Source organism: Streptomyces hypolithicus (assembly GCF_052934925.1).
Genome location: NZ_CM128811.1, coordinates 1,847,437 through 1,863,500, shown reverse-complemented (window position 1 = coordinate 1,863,500; position 16,064 = coordinate 1,847,437). Strand labels below are relative to the sequence as shown.

General features: G+C 68.7%; 15 protein-coding genes. 13 read left to right on the top strand and 2 right to left on the bottom strand.

Annotated features, from left to right (window positions below):
• The first annotated feature begins 232 nt into the window (after window positions 1-232).
• From ACU6WZ_RS08555 to ACU6WZ_RS08535, 5 genes are all read left to right on the top strand, one after another.
• Window positions 233-1,855 (top strand): peptide ABC transporter substrate-binding protein, encoded by a 1,623-nt coding sequence (locus ACU6WZ_RS08555; RefSeq protein WP_447032518.1) that lies wholly within the window; start codon window positions 233-235, stop codon window positions 1,853-1,855.
• 121 nt (window positions 1,856-1,976) lie between these two features.
• The gene (locus ACU6WZ_RS08550) at window positions 1,977-2,906 is read left to right on the top strand and encodes an ABC transporter permease (RefSeq protein WP_447032517.1); all 930 of its coding nucleotides are present in this window, start codon (window positions 1,977-1,979) and stop codon (window positions 2,904-2,906) included.
• A complete protein-coding gene (locus ACU6WZ_RS08545; RefSeq protein WP_447032516.1) occupies window positions 2,899-3,852 on the top strand; it encodes an ABC transporter permease in 954 nt (317 codons plus the stop codon). The genes ACU6WZ_RS08550 and ACU6WZ_RS08545 overlap by 8 nt, the downstream gene beginning before the upstream one ends.
• Before the next feature lie 15 nt (window positions 3,853-3,867).
• Window positions 3,868-4,926, top strand: coding sequence for an ABC transporter ATP-binding protein (locus tag ACU6WZ_RS08540; protein WP_447032515.1), 1,059 nt, complete (start codon window positions 3,868-3,870; stop codon window positions 4,924-4,926).
• Window positions 4,919-6,067 carry an ABC transporter ATP-binding protein gene (locus ACU6WZ_RS08535; RefSeq protein ID WP_447032514.1) on the top strand — a complete coding sequence of 383 codons (1,149 nt, stop codon included), beginning with the start codon at window positions 4,919-4,921 and terminating at the stop codon, window positions 6,065-6,067. The genes ACU6WZ_RS08540 and ACU6WZ_RS08535 overlap by 8 nt, the downstream gene beginning before the upstream one ends.
• A 113-nt stretch (window positions 6,068-6,180) precedes the next feature.
• Here the strand turns inward: ACU6WZ_RS08535 and ACU6WZ_RS08530 are convergent, their stop codons facing one another.
• Window positions 6,181-6,357, bottom strand: coding sequence for a hypothetical protein (locus ACU6WZ_RS08530; RefSeq protein WP_447032513.1), 177 nt, complete (start codon window positions 6,355-6,357; stop codon window positions 6,181-6,183).
• Here ACU6WZ_RS08530 and ACU6WZ_RS08525 point away from each other — a divergent pair.
• From ACU6WZ_RS08525 to ACU6WZ_RS08505, 5 genes are all read left to right on the top strand, one after another.
• Window positions 6,356-7,981 carry a peptide ABC transporter substrate-binding protein gene (locus ACU6WZ_RS08525; protein WP_447032512.1) on the top strand — a complete coding sequence of 542 codons (1,626 nt, stop codon included), beginning with the start codon at window positions 6,356-6,358 and terminating at the stop codon, window positions 7,979-7,981. The genes ACU6WZ_RS08530 and ACU6WZ_RS08525 overlap by 2 nt on opposite strands.
• A gap of 112 nt (window positions 7,982-8,093) precedes the next feature.
• Window positions 8,094-9,017, top strand: a complete 924-nt coding sequence (locus ACU6WZ_RS08520) for an ABC transporter permease (RefSeq protein ID WP_447032511.1) — start codon at window positions 8,094-8,096, stop codon at window positions 9,015-9,017.
• On the top strand, window positions 9,010-9,999 hold the full coding sequence (locus ACU6WZ_RS08515; protein WP_447032510.1) for an ABC transporter permease: 990 nt from the start codon (window positions 9,010-9,012) through the stop codon (window positions 9,997-9,999). The genes ACU6WZ_RS08520 and ACU6WZ_RS08515 overlap by 8 nt, the downstream gene beginning before the upstream one ends.
• 117 nt (window positions 10,000-10,116) lie before the next feature.
• Window positions 10,117-11,052: an ABC transporter ATP-binding protein gene (locus ACU6WZ_RS08510; RefSeq protein WP_447033931.1), complete on the top strand. Its 936-nt coding sequence runs from the start codon at window positions 10,117-10,119 to the stop codon at window positions 11,050-11,052.
• Window positions 11,045-12,085: an ABC transporter ATP-binding protein gene (locus tag ACU6WZ_RS08505; protein ID WP_447032509.1), complete on the top strand. Its 1,041-nt coding sequence runs from the start codon at window positions 11,045-11,047 to the stop codon at window positions 12,083-12,085. Before ACU6WZ_RS08510 ends, ACU6WZ_RS08505 begins: the two co-directional genes overlap by 8 nt.
• A gap of 65 nt (window positions 12,086-12,150) precedes the next feature.
• On the opposite strand, the gene ACU6WZ_RS08500 is transcribed toward ACU6WZ_RS08505, so the two are convergent.
• Window positions 12,151-14,280, bottom strand: coding sequence for a S9 family peptidase (locus tag ACU6WZ_RS08500; RefSeq protein WP_447032508.1), 2,130 nt, complete (start codon window positions 14,278-14,280; stop codon window positions 12,151-12,153).
• Window positions 14,281-14,468: 188 nt separating this feature from the next.
• Here ACU6WZ_RS08500 and ACU6WZ_RS08495 point away from each other — a divergent pair, with 188 nt between their 5' ends.
• From ACU6WZ_RS08495 to ACU6WZ_RS08485, 3 genes are read left to right on the top strand one after another with little or no spacing between them, the layout of a single operon-like run.
• Window positions 14,469-14,663 (top strand): hypothetical protein, encoded by a 195-nt coding sequence (locus ACU6WZ_RS08495; protein WP_447032507.1) that lies wholly within the window; start codon window positions 14,469-14,471, stop codon window positions 14,661-14,663.
• 24 nt (window positions 14,664-14,687) lie between these two features.
• Complete coding sequence (gene mshB, locus ACU6WZ_RS08490) at window positions 14,688-15,575, top strand: N-acetyl-1-D-myo-inositol-2-amino-2-deoxy-alpha-D-glucopyranoside deacetylase (RefSeq protein ID WP_447032506.1); 888 nt, start codon at window positions 14,688-14,690, stop codon at window positions 15,573-15,575.
• Window positions 15,572-15,940, top strand: coding sequence for a DUF6113 family protein (locus ACU6WZ_RS08485; RefSeq protein ID WP_447032505.1), 369 nt, complete (start codon window positions 15,572-15,574; stop codon window positions 15,938-15,940). Before mshB ends, ACU6WZ_RS08485 begins: the two co-directional genes overlap by 4 nt.
• Window positions 15,941-16,064 lie beyond the last annotated feature (124 nt).

Genomic DNA, 16,064 nt, shown 5'->3' with positions numbered 1-16,064 from the left:
TCGGGCAGGTCTGCCCGGTCGATGTTGTCAAAACGAGACCCTTTAGGTGTGGTTTACGGCCCGGTGTTACTCAATAGTTGGCTCCATTGAGCTCGGGTCAATGGGTCAAGCACTGTGGGGAGTGCGACTCACGAGCACACTCGGGGTACATGCGACTCGTTGCCGTCAGGGGTGTCGGCGACCGTCTGCGTACCCCTCTTGTAGTGATCAGTGGACTCATGAGGAGGAACCCATGCGCGGTGCCAACAGCGCCAAGTGGGTCGCAGGTGCGATAGTCGTGGCTCTGGCTGCGACGGCATGTGGCGGCAGCGACAGCGGCAACGAAGACGCCAAGTCGACGGAGAAGGGCAAGCCCGCGGGCTATGTCTCGATCGACGTCGGTGAGCCGCAGAAGCTGCTCGTCCCGTCCGACACGAACGAGTCGCTCGGCAGCTACGTCGTCCAGTCGCTCTTCACCCAGCTGCTGGACTTCGACTCCAAGGGCGAGATCGTCTACACGAACGCCGAGTCGGTGGAGACCACCGACTCCAAGACGTGGACGGTCAAGCTCAAGAAGGGCTGGAAGTTCCACAACGGCGAGGACGTCACTTCCGAGTCCTACATCAAGGCCTGGAACTGGGCCGCGAACATCAAGAACAAGCAGCAGAACTCGTTCTGGTTCGAGGACATCAAGGGCTACGAAGACGTCGCCCCGGCCAAGGGAGACCCCAAGGCTGACGCGATGTCCGGCCTCAAGGCCGTGGACGACCACACCTTCACGATCGAGCTCTCGAAGCCGGTTCCGTACTTCAACTACAAGCTCGGCTACGCCACTTGGGCCCCGCTGCCCAAGTCGTTCCACGACGACCCGAAGGCCTTCGGCCTGAAGCCCGTCGGCAACGGCCCCTACGTCTTCGAGAAGTGGGACCGCAAGAAGAAGATCCAGGTCAAGGCCAACCCGGACTACACCGGTCCGAACAAGGCCAAGAACAAGGGTGTCCTCTTCAAGAACTACGCGACCGTCGAGGCCGCGTACCAGGACCTCCTGTCCGGCAACCTCGACATGATCCGCCAGGTCGGTCCGAAGGACCTGCCGAAGCTCAAGTCGGACCTGGGCGACCGCGCGATCGAGCAGGAGTACGCGGCGATCCAGTCGCTCGTCCCGACCTTCTACAGCAAGACCTTCAAGGACATCGACCCGAAGGTCATCCAGGGTCTGTCGATGGGCATCGACCGCGACACGATCACCAAGACGGTGCTCAACAACACGCGTACGCCCGCGACGAGCTTCACGCCGAAGGGCGTCCAGGGCAACCAGGCCCTCGACACCGAGATCTTCACGTTCGACGCGAAGAAGGCCAAGGCTCTGGTCGAAGAGGGCGGCGGCGTCCCCGGCAACAAGATCTTCATCCAGTACAACGCCGACGGTGGCCACAAGGAGTGGGTGACCGCGGTCTGCGAGTCCATCCGCAACACCACCGGGGTCGACTGCCTCCCGGACGCGAAGCCGGACTTCCAGACCGACCTGGAGGCACGTGACAACGACCAGGTCAAGTCCTTCTACCGTGGTGGCTGGGTGGCCGACTACCCGCTGAACGTCAACTTCATGCGGGAGCTGTACGGCACCACCGCCGAGGCGAACAACGGCCGCTTCTCCGACAAGGAGGTTGACGCCGCGTTCAAGAAGGGCGACAACGCCAAGTCGTTGGAAGAGTCCATCAAGCTCTACCAGGAGGCCGAGAACCTCCTCGTCGAGAAGATGCCGGCCATCCCGCTGTGGGAGTACCGCATCAACGGTGGGCACTCCAAGTCCGTCAACAACGTGGAGGTCGACTTCCACGGCGACTTCGAGATCACGGGCGTCACCACCAAGTAGTCCGCCCGCGGACCACCCCCCACTCGGTCTGTACCCGCCACCGCACCGGCGGTAGGCACGGGGGCCGCTCCCTCGATCAGGGAGCGGCCCCCGTCCCGCAGTTATCCACACGGAGGCAAACATGGGGCGTTATGTCGCGCGGCGACTGCTCCAGATGATCCCGGTCTTCATCGGGTCAACCTTGCTGGTCTTTATGATGATGTACGCCCTGCCCGGCGACCCCGTGCGCGCGCTCGCCGGCGAGCAGGCCGTGAATCCCGCGCAGATCGCCGCGGTCAAGAAGGACCTCGGGCTCGATCTGCCGATCTGGCAGCAGTACTGGAACTACCTGATCGGTCTGTTCCAGGGCGACTTCGGCACCCAGATCGCCACCCAGCGCCCGGTCGCCGACGTGATCGCGGACGCGTTCCCGATCACCATCCGGCTGGCGCTGTTCGCGTTCGTCTTCACGGCGGTCGTCGGCATCTCCCTCGGCATCTTCGCCGGTCTGAAGGCCGACACCTTCAGGGACCGGGGACTGCTGGTGCTGACGCTCCTGCTGATCTCCGTGCCTTCCTTCGTACTCGGCTTTCTCGCCCAGTACTTCTTCGCCCACAGCCTGGGCTGGGTCGAACCCAATGTGAGCGCGGTGGCCGATTCGCAGGAGCTGATCCTGCCCGCAGTCGTCCTCGGTTCACTCTCCCTGGCCTACGTCGCCCGGCTGACCCGTACGGCGATCGCGGAGAACCTGCGGTCCGACTACATGCGCACCGCGGTGGCGAAGGGCCTGCCCCGCCGCCGCATCATCGGCGTCCACCTGATGCGCAACTCCATGATCCCCGTGGTCACCTTCCTCGGCACGGACATCGGTGCCCTGATGGGCGGCGCGGTCGTCACCGAGGGCATCTTCAACGTCCAGGGCGTCGGCTACGCCGTCTTCCAGGCGCTGAAGTCGCGCGAGGGCTCCACCGTGGTCGGCATCGTCACCCTCATCGTGGTCGTCTATCTGGCCGCCAGCCTGCTCGTCGACCTGCTCTACGCGGTCCTGGACCCGAGGATCCGTTATGCCTGACGCGCTCGAAGCAACCGTCATGGACGACCCGGCGAAGGCCGCAGACGCCCAGGCCAAGGCCGCCAACGTCTCCAAGGCCGAGAAGCCGCGCAGCCTGTGGTCCGACGCCTGGCACGACCTGCGCCGCAACCCGCTCTTCTTGATCTCGGCGATCCTGATCGCGCTGCTGCTGACCATGACCGTCTTCCCGGGCCTGTTCACCAGCGCCGACCCCCGGTACGCGGACCTGGCCAAGCACTACCTGCAGCGGCCCAACTGGGGCAACTTCTTCGCCGAGGACTGGTTCGGTTACGACGTCCAGGGCCGTTCCGTCTACGCCCGCGTCATCTACGGCGCCCGCGCCTCGATCACGGTGGGCGTCGTCGTGACGCTGCTCGTCACGATCGTCGGAACGATCACCGGCATGCTCGCCGGCTACTTCGGCGGCTGGTTCGACTCCGTGATGTCCCGCGTCACGGACATCTTCTTCGGCATCCCCTTCATCCTCGGCGCGATGGTGGTCCTGACCTCCTTCGAGGACCGTCAGGTGTGGGTCGTGATCCTCGCGCTCGCGTTCCTGGGCTGGACCCAGATCGCCCGAGTCGCCCGCGGCTCGGTGATCACCATCAAGCAGGCCGACTACGTGATGGCGGCGAAGGCGCTCGGCGCCTCCACCACCCGCATCCTGCTCCGGCACATCCTCCCCAACGCGATGGCCCCGGTGATCGTGGTCGCCACCATCGCGCTCGGCGGCTACATCTCGGCCGAGGCCACGCTGTCCTTCCTGGGCATCGGCCTGGAGGCGCCGACCGTCTCGTGGGGTGTGGACATCTCGTCGGGCCAGGAGCAGCTGCGCAACGAGCCGTTCGTCCTGATCATCCCGTCGATCTTCGTGTCGATCACGGTCCTGGCCTTCATCATGCTCGGCGATGCGGTACGCAACGCCCTCGACCCCAAGCTGCGCTGAGGGAGGCGTACGTACATGACGATCATCGACAAGACGGCGGATGTTCCCGCCCCCCGAGGTTCGGTCGACAGCAGCGGACCGCTGCTCGACGTCCGTGACCTGCACGTGGAGTTCAAGACCCGCGACGGCGTCGTCAAGGCCGTCAACGGCGTCAACTACAGCGTCTCGGCCGGCGAGACCCTCGCCGTCCTCGGCGAGTCCGGCTCCGGCAAGTCCGTGACGGCGCAGGCCATCATGGGCATCCTCGACATGCCGCCCGGCCGTATCCCGCAGGGAGAGATCCTCTTCCGCGGCGAGGACATGCTGACCATGGGGTACGAGGAGCGGCGCAAGATCCGCGGCCAGAAGATCGCCATGATCTTCCAGGACGCGCTGTCCTCCCTCAACCCCGTGCTCACCGTGGGCTACCAGCTCGCGGAGATGTTCCGCGTCCACCAGGGCCTGTCCAAGAAGGACGCCAAGGCCAAGGCCATCGGCCTGATGGACCGGGTGCGTATCCCGGCGGCGAAGGAGCGGGTCGACGACTACGCGCACCAGTTCTCCGGCGGTATGCGCCAGCGCATCATGATCGCGATGGCGCTGGCCCTGGAGCCCGACCTGATCATCGCGGACGAGCCGACCACGGCGCTCGACGTGACCGTGCAGGCGCAGGTCATGGACCTGCTCGCGGAGCTTCAGCGCGAGTACAACATGGGCCTGATCCTGATCACCCACGACCTCGGCGTGGTCGCCGACGTCGCGGACAAGATCGCGGTCATGTACGCGGGCCGGATCGTCGAGACCGCCCCGGTCCACGAGCTGTACAAGCGCCCCGCGCACCCGTACACGCGTGGTCTGCTGGACTCGATCCCGCGCCTGGACCAGAAGGGCCAAGAGCTCTACGCGATCAAGGGCCTGCCGCCCAACCTGCTGAGGGTCCCGTCCGGTTGTGCCTTCAACCCGCGCTGCCCGAAGGCGCAGGACATCTGCCGTACGGACATCCCGGCCCTGCTGCCCGTCACGGAGCGGGACGGCGGCGAACTGCCGGGCCGCGGCAGCGCGTGCCACTTCTGGAAGGAGCAGATCCATGGCTGACCTCAGCAAGAACGGCGAGGCCCTGGACGCGACCCCCAACGTCACCGCCGTCGAGACCTTCGACGCCTCCACCACCCAGGAGGCCGTCGCCGCGATCGAGGCGCCGGTGGAGCGCGGGGAACCGATCCTCCAGGTCCGCAACCTGGTCAAGCACTTTCCGCTGACCCAGGGCATCCTGTTCAAGAAGCAGGTCGGCGCGGTCCGGGCGGTCGACGGCATCTCCTTCGACCTCTACCAGGGCGAGACGCTCGGCATCGTCGGCGAGTCCGGCTGTGGCAAGTCCACCGTCGCCAAGCTGCTGATGACGCTGGAGACGGCGACGGCCGGCGAGGTCTTCTACAAGGGTCAGGACATCACCAAGCTGTCCGGGCGCGCGCTGAAGGCGGTCCGGCGCAACATCCAGATGGTGTTCCAGGACCCGTACACCTCGCTCAACCCCCGTATGACGGTGGGCGACATCATCGGGGAGCCGTACGACATCCATCCGGAGGTGGCGCCGAAGGGCGACCGCCGCCGGAAGGTCCAGGAGCTGCTGGACGTCGTCGGGCTCAACCCGGAGTACATCAACCGCTACCCGCACCAGTTCTCCGGCGGGCAGCGGCAGCGGATCGGCATCGCGCGCGGCCTCGCGCTCCAGCCGGAGATCATCATCTGCGACGAGCCGGTGTCGGCGCTGGACGTCTCCGTCCAGGCCCAGGTCATCAACCTGATGGAGAAGCTCCAGGACGAGTTCAACCTGTCCTACCTCTTCATCGCGCACGACCTGTCGATCGTCCGGCACATCTCGGACCGGGTCGGCGTCATGTACCTCGGCAAGATGGCCGAGATCGGTACGGACGCGGAGATCTACGACCACCCGACGCACCCCTACACCCAGGCGCTGCTGTCGGCGGTCCCGGTCCCCGACCCGGAGGCCCGCGAGGGCCGCGAGCGGATCATCCTCACCGGCGACGTGCCGTCCCCGGCGAACCCGCCGTCGGGCTGCCGTTTCCGTACGCGCTGCTGGAAGGCGCAGGACAAGTGCGCGGAGGAGATCCCGCTGCTGGCGATCCCCGAGCGTTTCAAGTCCTCGGACACCCCGGCGGCGCACGAGTCGGCGTGCCACTTCGCCGAGGAGAAGAACGTCGTGCACGCGGTGTAGCTGCCTCACCCTTGAGCCCCGACGGGTTCAGACCGACGCTCGGCTGGGGTTTCCCGGCCGAGCGTCTTGCTTGGGCGGCTGCTGAGTTCGGCGCCGACGCCTTCCCTCGCGCGTCAGTCGTCGATTCGCTCGTCGTCGATGTCGACGGTCACGGTGCCCGGGGGGTAGTCGTCGACGCGGTCGGTTTCGATGTGCGCGCGCGGACGGGTGCGGTCGGCGTGCGTTGCATGCCCGTTCGGGGTGCTATGGGTGCTACGTGAGACCTCAAGGACCCCAGGAGGGATCCCCATGCGCGGAGCCACGCAGGTCAAGTGGGCCGCAGGTGCCGTAGCCGTCGCGCTCGCGGCGACGGCGTGCGGCGGGAGCGACGACGGTGGTGGCAGTGGCACGGCGGGGGTGGTCAGTTCGTCGTGGGGCGACCCGCAGAACCCGCTGGAGCCCGCCAACACCAACGAGGTGCAGGGCGGCAAGGTCCTCGACATGGTCTTCCGCGGCCTCAAGCGGTACGACCCGAAGACCGGCGAGGCCCAGGACTGGGTGGCCGAGAAGATCGACACCACGGACTCGCGGAACTTCACCGTCACGCTGAAGGACTGGACGTTCAGCAACGGCGAGAAGGTCACCGCCAAGTCCTTCGTCGACGCCTGGAACTACGGCGCCGCCCTGAAGAACAACCAGAAGAACGCCTACTTCTTCGGCTACATCGAGGGGTACGAGGACGTCCACCCGGAGGAGGGCAAGGCCACCGCCGAGACCATGTCGGGGCTCAAGGTCAAGGACGACAAGACCTTCACCGTGAAGCTGACACAGAAGTTCTCCACCTGGCCCGAGACCCTCGGTTACGCCGCCTTCGCCCCGCTGCCCAGGGCCTTCTTCGACGACCACGACGCCTGGCTGTCCAAGCCGGTCGGCAACGGCCCGTACACCGTCGACTCCTACGCCAAGGGCTCCCAGATGAGCCTGCGCACCTGGAAGGAGTACCCGGGGCCGGACAAGGCGCGTAACGAAGGGGTGGATCTGAAGGTCTACACCGACAACAACACCGCCTACACCGACCTCACCGCCGGAAACCTCGACCTCGTCGACGACGTGCCCGCCTCGCAGCTGAAGAACGTGCAGGCCGACCTCGGTGACCGGTACATCAACACCCCGGCCGGCATCATCCAGACCCTCTCCTTCCCCTTCTACGACAAGAAGTGGGACGCGGACGGCGTGGAGAAGGTCCGCAAGGGGCTGTCCATGGCGATCAACCGGGAACAGATCACCGACACGATCTTCCAGAAGACCCGCACCCCCGCCAAGGACTGGACCTCCCCCGTCCTCGGCAAGGACGGCGGCTTCGACGACTCGCTGTGCGGCGAGGCCTGCGAGTTCAACGCGGCCGAGGCGAAGAAGCTGGTCAAGGAGGGCGGCGGGATCCCCGGCGGCACGATGACGATCACGTACAACGCGGACACCGGCTCCCACAAGGAGTGGATCGACGCCGTCTGCAACAGCATCAACAACGCCCTGGACCAGGACAGGGCCTGCACCGGCAACCCCGTCGGCACCTTCGCCGACTACCGCAACCAGATCACCCAGCTCAAGATGTCGGGTCCCTTCCGGGCCGGCTGGCAGATGGACTACCCGCTGATCCAGAACTTCCTGGAGCCGCTGTACTACACCAACGCCTCGTCCAACGACGGCAAGTGGACCAGCGAGAAGTTCGACAAGCTGGTCAACGCCGCCAACGCCGAGGAAGACCCCGCCCGGGCCGTCGAGAAGTTTCAGCAGGCCGAAGAGGTCGTACGCGACGAGATGGCCGCCATCCCGCTCTGGTACCAGAACGGCAGCGCAGGCCACTCGGACCGGATCAGCAACGTGGAGCTGAACCCGTTCAGCGTGCCCGTCTACGGCGAGATCAAGGTCGGCTGACACGGCGAGAAGCTGACACGGCGAAGAGGCGGTCGGTCCGGCGTACCCCGGCGCGCCGGGTCCCCGCGCTTCCCCCGAGACATTACGACCCCCGGAACCGGACGGAGCCCTCATGGGACGCTATGTGATCCGGCGTCTGCTGCAGATGATCCCGGTCTTCTTCGGCGCCACCCTGCTGATCTTCCTGATGGTGAACGTGATGGGCGACCCCATCGCGGGCCTGTGCGGCGACCGGCAGTGCGCCCCCTCCACCGCGGCTCAGCTGCGCGCCGATTTCGGCCTCGACAAGCCGGTGTGGCAGCAGTACCTGACGTACATGGGCAACGTCTTCACCGGCGACTTCGGCACCGCCTTCAACGGCCAGGAAGTCACCGAGCTGATGGCGACCGCGTTCCCCGTCACCATCCGGCTCACCCTCGTCGCCATCGTCTTCGAGATCGTCATCGGCATCACCCTGGGCGTGCTCACCGGCCTGCGCCGCGGCCGCCCCGTCGACACCGGGGTGCTGCTGCTGACGCTCGTGGTGATCTCGATCCCCACCTTCGTCACCGGCCTGCTGCTCCAGCTGCTGCTCGGAGTGAAGTGGGGGCTCATCAAACCGGCCGTCTCGCCCCAGGCCACGATCGACGAACTGCTGATCCCCGGCCTGGTCCTGGCCTCGGTCTCGCTGGCGTACGTCACCCGCCTCACCAGGACCTCCGTCGCCGAGAACCGCCGCGCCGACTACGTCCGCACCGCCGTCGCCAAGGGCCTGCCCAGGCGCCGGGTGGTCTCGCGCCATCTGCTGCGCAACTCGCTGATCCCCGTCGTCACCTTCATCGGGACCGACGTGGGCGCACTGATGGGCGGCGCCATCGTCACCGAGCGGATCTTCAACATCCACGGGGTCGGATACCAGCTCTACCAGGGCATCGTCCGCCAGAGCTCCCAGACCGTCGTCGGCTTCGTCACGGTCCTGGTGCTGGTCTTCCTGCTGGCGAACCTGGTCGTCGACCTCTTGTACGCCGTACTCGACCCGAGGATCCGGTATGCCTGAGCCCCGCCATGAACCGGACGAAGCGATCTCCGCGGCCGGCGCCGGCGGTGCGATTGACCTCGCGATGCAGGAGGGGGAGGCGATCGAGGGCGCGGCGGGGACGCCGGGCGGCCCACAGGGCACCGGGCCGGCGAACAAGCCGCGCAGCCTGTGGTCCGACGCCTGGCACGATCTGCGCCGCAACCCCGTCTTCCTCGTCTCCGGGCTCGTCATCGCCTTCCTCGTGGTGATCTCCCTGTGGCCCTCACTGATCGCGAGCGGCAACCCGCTCCAGTGCGATCTGGCCAAGGCACAGGAGGGCTCCCAGCCCGGCCACCCCTTCGGCTTCGACGGCCAGGGCTGCGACGTCTACACCCGGACCGTGTACGGCGCCAGGACCTCGGTGACGGTCGGCGTCTGTTCCACGCTCGGGGTGGCCCTGATCGGCAGCATCCTCGGCGGGCTCGCCGGGTTCTTCGGGGGCGGCTGGGACGCCCTGCTGTCCCGGATCACCGACGTCTTCTTCGGCATCCCCGTCGTCCTCGGCGGCCTCGTCTTCCTGTCGGTCGTCACCAGCACCACGGTCTGGCCGGTGATCGGGTTCATCGTGCTGCTGGGCTGGCCGCAGATCGCCCGCATCGCGCGCGGCTCTGTCATCACGGCCAAGCAGAACGACTACGTGCAGGCGGCGCGGGCGCTCGGCGCGAGCAACGCGCGGATGCTGCTGCGGCACGTCACGCCCAACGCCATCGCCCCGGTCATCGTCGTGGCGACGATCGCCCTGGGTACGTACATCGCGCTGGAGGCGACCCTCTCCTACCTCGGCGTCGGCCTGAAGCCCCCCGCGGTGTCCTGGGGCATCGACATCTCGGCGGCGTCCCCGAACATCCGCAACGCACCCCACATGCTGCTCTGGCCGGCGGGCGCGCTGGCGATCACGGTGCTGGCCTTCATCATGCTCGGCGACGCGGTACGCGACGCCCTCGACCCCAAGCTGCGCTGAGGAGCCCGGATGCCCGCGACGCCCGTCACGCCCGCCACGCCCGCCACGCCGGCCGGTCCCGCCACGCCCGCCTCGGCGGCGCTGCTCGAAGTGCGCGATCTGCACGTGGAGTTCCGGATGCGCGACGGGGTCGCCAGAGCCGTCAACGGGGTCACCTACTCGGTGGCGGAGGGCGAGACGCTGGCGGTGCTCGGCGAGTCGGGGTCCGGGAAGTCCGTCACCGCGCAGGCGGTCATGGGGATCCTCGACATGCCGCCCGGGAAGATCACCGGCGGCGAGATCCTCTTCCAGGGCCGCGATCTGCTGAAGCTGGGGGAGGACGAGCGCCGGAAGGTCAGGGGCCGCGAGATGGCCATGATCTTCCAGGACGCGCTGTCCTCGCTGAACCCCGTGCTGAGCGTGGGCGCACAGCTCGGCGAGATGTTCGTCGTCCACCAGGGGATGTCCCGCAAGGACGCCAAGGTGAAAGCCGTCGAGCTGATGGACCGGGTGCGCATCCCGGCGGCCAAGGAGCGGGTGGGGCAGTACCCGCACCAGTTCTCCGGCGGTATGCGCCAGCGCATCATGATCGCGATGGCGCTGGCCCTGGAGCCCTCGCTGATCATCGCGGACGAACCCACGACCGCGCTCGACGTGACCGTACAGGCGCAGGTCATGGACCTGCTCGCGGAGTTGCAGCGCGAGCTCGGCATGGGGCTGATCCTGATCACCCACGACCTGGGCGTCGTCGCGGACGTCGCCGACAAGATCGCGGTCATGTACGCGGGGCGGATCGTCGAGACCTCCCCGGTGCACGAGATCTACCGGGCACCGGCCCACCCGTACACCAAGGGCCTGCTGGCGTCGATCCCGCGCCTCGACCAGAAGGGGCAGGAGCTGTACGCGATCAAGGGCCTGCCACCGAACCTGATGCACATCCCGCCGGGCTGCGCCTTCAACCCGCGCTGCCCGCTGGCCCGGGACGTGTGCCGCAGCGAGGAACCGCCGCTGTACGAGGTGTCCGAGGAACGCGGAAGCGCGTGCCACTTCTGGCAGGAGGCGCTCCGTGGCTGAGCCGATTCTTCAGGTGCGCGACCTGCACAAGCACTACCCGCTCACCCAGGGCGTCCTGTTCAAGAAGCAGGTGGGCACGGTCCGGGCGGTCGACGGCGTCGATCTCGACCTGGCGGCGGGCGAGACGCTGGGCGTGGTGGGGGAGTCGGGCTGCGGGAAGTCCACCCTCGCCAAGATGCTGGTGCACCTGGAGCGTCCGACGTCCGGGTCGATCCGGTACAAGGGTCAGGACATCACCAAGCTGTCCGGGCGCGCGCTGAAGGCGGTCCGGCGCAACATCCAGATGGTGTTCCAGGACCCGTACACCTCGCTCAACCCCCGTATGACGGTGGGCGACATCATCGGGGAGCCGTACGACATCCATCCGGAGGTGGCGCCGAAGGGCGACCGCCGCCGGAAGGTCCAGGAGCTGCTGGACGTCGTCGGGCTCAACCCGGAGTACATCAACCGCTACCCGCACCAGTTCAGCGGCGGGCAGCGGCAGCGGATCGGCATCGCGCGCGGCCTCGCGCTCCAGCCGGAGATCATCGTGGCGGACGAGCCCGTGTCGGCGCTCGACGTGTCGGTCCAGGCGCAGGTCATCAACCTGCTGGACAAGCTGCAGAGCGAGTTCGGTCTGAGTTACCTCTTCATCGCGCACGACCTGTCGATCGTGCGGCACATCTCCGACCGGGTCGCGGTGATGTACCTGGGGCGGATCGTCGAGACCGGCAGGGACGCGGAGATCTACGACCACCCGACGCACCCGTACACCCAGGCGCTGCTGTCGGCGGTCCCGGTGCCGGATCCGCAGGCGCGGGAGCACCGGGAGCGGATTCTGCTGTCGGGCGACGTACCGTCGCCGGCGAACATTCCGTCGGGGTGCCGGTTCCGCACCCGGTGCTGGAAGGCGCGGGACCGGTGCGCGCTGGAGGTGCCGTTGCTGGCGGTGCCGGCGGAGTTCCGGGATACGCGGGGACCGGCGGCGCACGACTCGGCGTGCCACTTCGCGGAGGAGAAGCGGGTGGTGCCGGCGGAGGGGGCGGGCCCGTAGCCGGGCCCCTCGGATCCGGGCCCCTCGGACCCGGCGCCGCGCCCGAAGGACGCCCCGGGAGCCCGCTAACCCAACCCCAGCGACCGCTTCAGGAAGTCCACCTGGAGCAGCAGCAGGTTCTCCGCGACCTGCTCCTGCGGCGTCATGTGCGTCACCCCGGACAACGGCAGCACCTCGTGCGGCCGCCCCGCCGCCAGCAGCGCCGACGAGAGCCGCAGCGTGTGCGCCATCACCACGTTGTCGTCGGCCAGGCCGTGCACGACCATCAGCGGCCGATACGGACCGACTTCGGCAGCCCCGGACAACCCCTCGTCGGTGACCAGCGAGTTCGCCGCGTACACCTGCGGCCGCGCCCCCGGATCACCCAGGTAGCGCTCCGTGTAGTGCGTGTCGTACAGCCGCCAGTCGGTGACCGGCGCACCCGCGATGCCCGCATGGAAGACGTCCGGCCGGCGCAGCACCGCGAGGGCCGCCAGGTAGCCGCCGTACGACCAGCCGCGGATCGCCACCCGCCCGAGGTCCAGCGGAAAGTCCGCCGCCAGCCCCCGCAACGCCTCGATCTGGTCGTCGAGCGTCAGCGTGAGGTCGTCCCTGACCGCCTTCTCCCAGCCGGGGGAGCGGCCGGGGGTGCCACGACCGTCGGCGACGACCACCGCGAAGCCCTGGTCGGCGAACCACTGCGAGGTGAGGTGGGCGTTGTGCGCGGCGACCACGCGCGCACCGTGCGGCCCGCCGTACGGGTCCATCAGCACCGGAAGCGGCCCGTCCCCTTCCGTGTACGTCGAGGGGAGCAGGACGGCGCACGGGATCCGCCGCGCGCCCCCCTCGGTGAGCCGCACCCGCGCCCGCAGCACCGGTTGATCGGCGTACGACGCGACCTCCGCCTCACCCTTGCCGTCCCGCAGTACCCGAACCACCGTGCCGCTGCTTTCCGGCCGCGCCGACGCCAGCACCGTCACCCCGCCCGCCCGGACCGCCGTGTGCACCCCGGGGCCCTCCGAAAGCCGCTCCACGCCCAGCTCGTTGACCCGGTAGACGTGCACCTCTCCGGTCTGCGCCTCGGCCGCCTCCGCGCCCGCCGACGCCGAAATCAGCACGTCACCGTCCGATACGTCCAGCACCGCCCGCACCTGCAACTGCGGGCCCGTCAGCGCGCGGTCGCCCACGGCCAGCACCCGCGCCCCGCCCTCGTCCGCGATCCGTACGAGTCGCCCGTCCGGCGCCCAGACCGGGACCCCGTCGAAAAGATCCAGCCATACCGGGTCCTCGTCCACGTGGACCATCCGGGTGGCCCCGGACTCCGTGTCCACCGCCAGGTGCAACTGGCTGCGCTGATCGCGCGCCTGGACCAGCAGCAGCGGTGCCCCCGCGTCCGACCAGTGGACCCGCGCCAGATACGGATACCGGGCGCGGTCCCACACCACCTCGGTGCGGGCCCCGTCCAGCCCGTACACGAAGAGCCGCACCTCGGCGTTGGGCGTCCCCGCCGCCGGGTACGCCACCCGCTCCGGCTCGCGCTCCGGATGCGCCGGGTCCGCGATCCACCAGCGGCCCACGGCGGCGTCGTCCGCGCGGGCGACCAGCAGGCGGTCCGAGGCGGGCGACCACCAGAAGCCGCGCGAGCGGGACATCTCCTCCGCCGCGACGAACTCCGCGAGCCCGTACGTCGTGTGCGCGTCCTCCGGCTCGGCGAGCACCCGGTCCCCGTCGCCCTCCGCGCCGATCACCCGCAGGGCGCCCCCGGCGACGTACGCCACCTGCCGCCCGTCCGGCGAGGGGCGCGGGTCGAGAACCGGCCCGGCCGCGGGCAGCTCCCGCGCGCTGCCGGCCCGCAGCTCGGCCGCGAACAGCCGCCCCGACAGGGCGAACACCGCCAGCTCGACGGCCGCGTCCACGGCGTACGAGACGATCCCCGCCGCCCCCTCGCGGCTGCGCTCACGGCGGGCCCGCTCCCGCGCGGACAGCCGTTCCGCCGCGCCCCCGAGCAGCTCGGCGGGGTCCGCGGCGATGCGCTCCCGCGCGCCCCCCTCCAGGCCGAGCACCCAGAGCTTGTTGGCCCGGTCGGTGCCCGATGAGGAGCGGAGGAACACCACACGGGTCCCGTCCGGCGACACCGTGAACGCGCGCGGCGCCCCGAGGGTGAACCGCTGGGTCCTGGCGTGCTGCCGGGGGAAGGAGAGCTGCTGCGACATCATGCGCCCGAAGCTACCGCCCCGGCCCGGGGGCGCCCCCTCCCATGCGCCCCTCGTGCTGCTGTGCACCGAACAATGCGTAGGCACGGATAGTTATGATCCGTAGCGCTTGGTGGGTATGAACCCGCCGGCGACTGACGTCATGCCCGATCCATGCCTGATCCGGCCGGAACAAGTGGAGGTGAACCGCCGTGGCACTCTCGATTTCGGCGGTAGTGCTGTTGGCGATCATCGTCATCCTGATGGTCAGGAAGTCGGGCCTGAAAGCCGGACATGCGGTGGTCTGCGTCCTGCTCGGCTTCTACCTCGCGAGCTCGTCCGTCGCCCCGACGATCAACGAACTGACCACGAACGTGGCAGGGATGCTCGGCGGCATCAAGTTCTGAGCGGAGCCTCGTAGGGTGGTCCCCATGACGGACCACCCTGCCCGTCGTCTGCTTCTGGTGCACGCGCACCCGGACGACGAGTCGATCAACAACGGCGCCACCATGGCCAAGTACGCCGCCGAGGGCGCCCAGGTCACCCTGGTGACCTGCACCCTCGGCGAAGAGGGCGAGGTCATCCCGCCCGCCCTCGCCCACCTGACGGCCGACCGCGACGACACCCTCGGCGCCCATCGCATCGCCGAACTGAGGGCCGCGATGCGGGAACTGGGGGTCACCGACCACCGCTTCCTCGGCGGCCCCGGCCGGTTCCGCGACTCCGGGATGATGGGCACCGACCAGAACCGCCGCGAAAACGCCTTCTGGCGCACGCCGGTGGACGAGGCGGCGGCGTACCTCGTCGAGGTGATCCGTTCCCTACGCCCGCAGGTCCTGGTCACCTACGACCCGAACGGCGGCTACGGCCACCCGGACCACATCCAGGCCCACCGGGTGGCGATGCGCGCCGCGGAGCTGGCGTCCTACGCCGAGTTCCGCCGCGACCTCGGCGCACCGCACACCATCGCCAAGATCTACTGGAACCGGGTCGAGCGTGCCTTCGCCGAGGACGGCTTCGCACGGCTGCGCGCCACCACGGACTTCCCCGCCGCCGGCGCGGTGGACGACATCCCCGGCGTGGTCGACGGCGCGGAGATCACCACGGAGATCGACGGTACGGCGTACGCCACCGCGAAGACCGACGCGATGCGCGCCCATGCCACCCAGGTCGCCGTCGACGGCGCCTTCTTCGCACTCTCCAACAATCTGGGACAGCCCATCCTCACCACGGAGTTCTACGAGCTGGCCCGCGGCGAACGCGGCGACAACCCCGCCGACGGCCGCGAGAGCGACCTCTTCGCCGGAGTCACGCCGTGACCCCGGCGCGCGTGGCCGCGTACGCCCTCCTCGTCCTCATCGGCGCACTCGCCGGCGCGGCGGGCGTACTCGTGCACGCGGCGTGGGCGCCCGGCGGCCTGCTGCTCGCGCTGCTCGCCACGGCGGCCGCCTTCTACGGCGGCATGTCCGCGATGGGCGCCAAGTCCGGTGTCGGCGCGGCCGCAACCGGCTGGCTCGTCGCCGTCATCGCGATGACCGTCAGCCGCCCCGAAGGCGACCTGCTCATCGGCGGAACCGGTATCTCGTACGCCTACATGCTGGGCGGCATGGGCATCGCTGTGATCTGTGCCACGGTGCTGTCGCTTCCCCAACCGGCCATGGGGAGCGCCCGACTTGGCAAATGACGCACCACTTGAGTCCGTGAACAGACCGTGAATTCGTCGCGAATCGACCGCTCGTGCGACGCGCCCGAGCAGCCGCCGGAGCCCCGCGGGCCGGGGTACGGGGCGCCTTTCGGCCTCGGCCAGT

Coding starts and splice junctions, on each gene's coding strand:
- ACU6WZ_RS08525 (WP_447032512.1), top strand. CDS start 6,356: ATGCGCGGAGCCACGCAGGTCAAGTGGGCCGCAGGTGCCGTAGCCGTC.
- mshB (WP_447032506.1), top strand. CDS start 14,688: ATGACGGACCACCCTGCCCGTCGTCTGCTTCTGGTGCACGCGCACCCG.
- ACU6WZ_RS08500 (WP_447032508.1), bottom strand. CDS start 14,280: ATGATGTCGCAGCAGCTCTCCTTCCCCCGGCAGCACGCCAGGACCCAG.
- ACU6WZ_RS08555 (WP_447032518.1), top strand. CDS start 233: ATGCGCGGTGCCAACAGCGCCAAGTGGGTCGCAGGTGCGATAGTCGTG.
- ACU6WZ_RS08515 (WP_447032510.1), top strand. CDS start 9,010: ATGCCTGAGCCCCGCCATGAACCGGACGAAGCGATCTCCGCGGCCGGC.
- ACU6WZ_RS08550 (WP_447032517.1), top strand. CDS start 1,977: ATGGGGCGTTATGTCGCGCGGCGACTGCTCCAGATGATCCCGGTCTTC.
- ACU6WZ_RS08510 (WP_447033931.1), top strand. CDS start 10,117: ATGCGCGACGGGGTCGCCAGAGCCGTCAACGGGGTCACCTACTCGGTG.
- ACU6WZ_RS08520 (WP_447032511.1), top strand. CDS start 8,094: ATGGGACGCTATGTGATCCGGCGTCTGCTGCAGATGATCCCGGTCTTC.
- ACU6WZ_RS08545 (WP_447032516.1), top strand. CDS start 2,899: ATGCCTGACGCGCTCGAAGCAACCGTCATGGACGACCCGGCGAAGGCC.
- ACU6WZ_RS08530 (WP_447032513.1), bottom strand. CDS start 6,357: ATGGGGATCCCTCCTGGGGTCCTTGAGGTCTCACGTAGCACCCATAGC.
- ACU6WZ_RS08540 (WP_447032515.1), top strand. CDS start 3,868: ATGACGATCATCGACAAGACGGCGGATGTTCCCGCCCCCCGAGGTTCG.
- ACU6WZ_RS08535 (WP_447032514.1), top strand. CDS start 4,919: ATGGCTGACCTCAGCAAGAACGGCGAGGCCCTGGACGCGACCCCCAAC.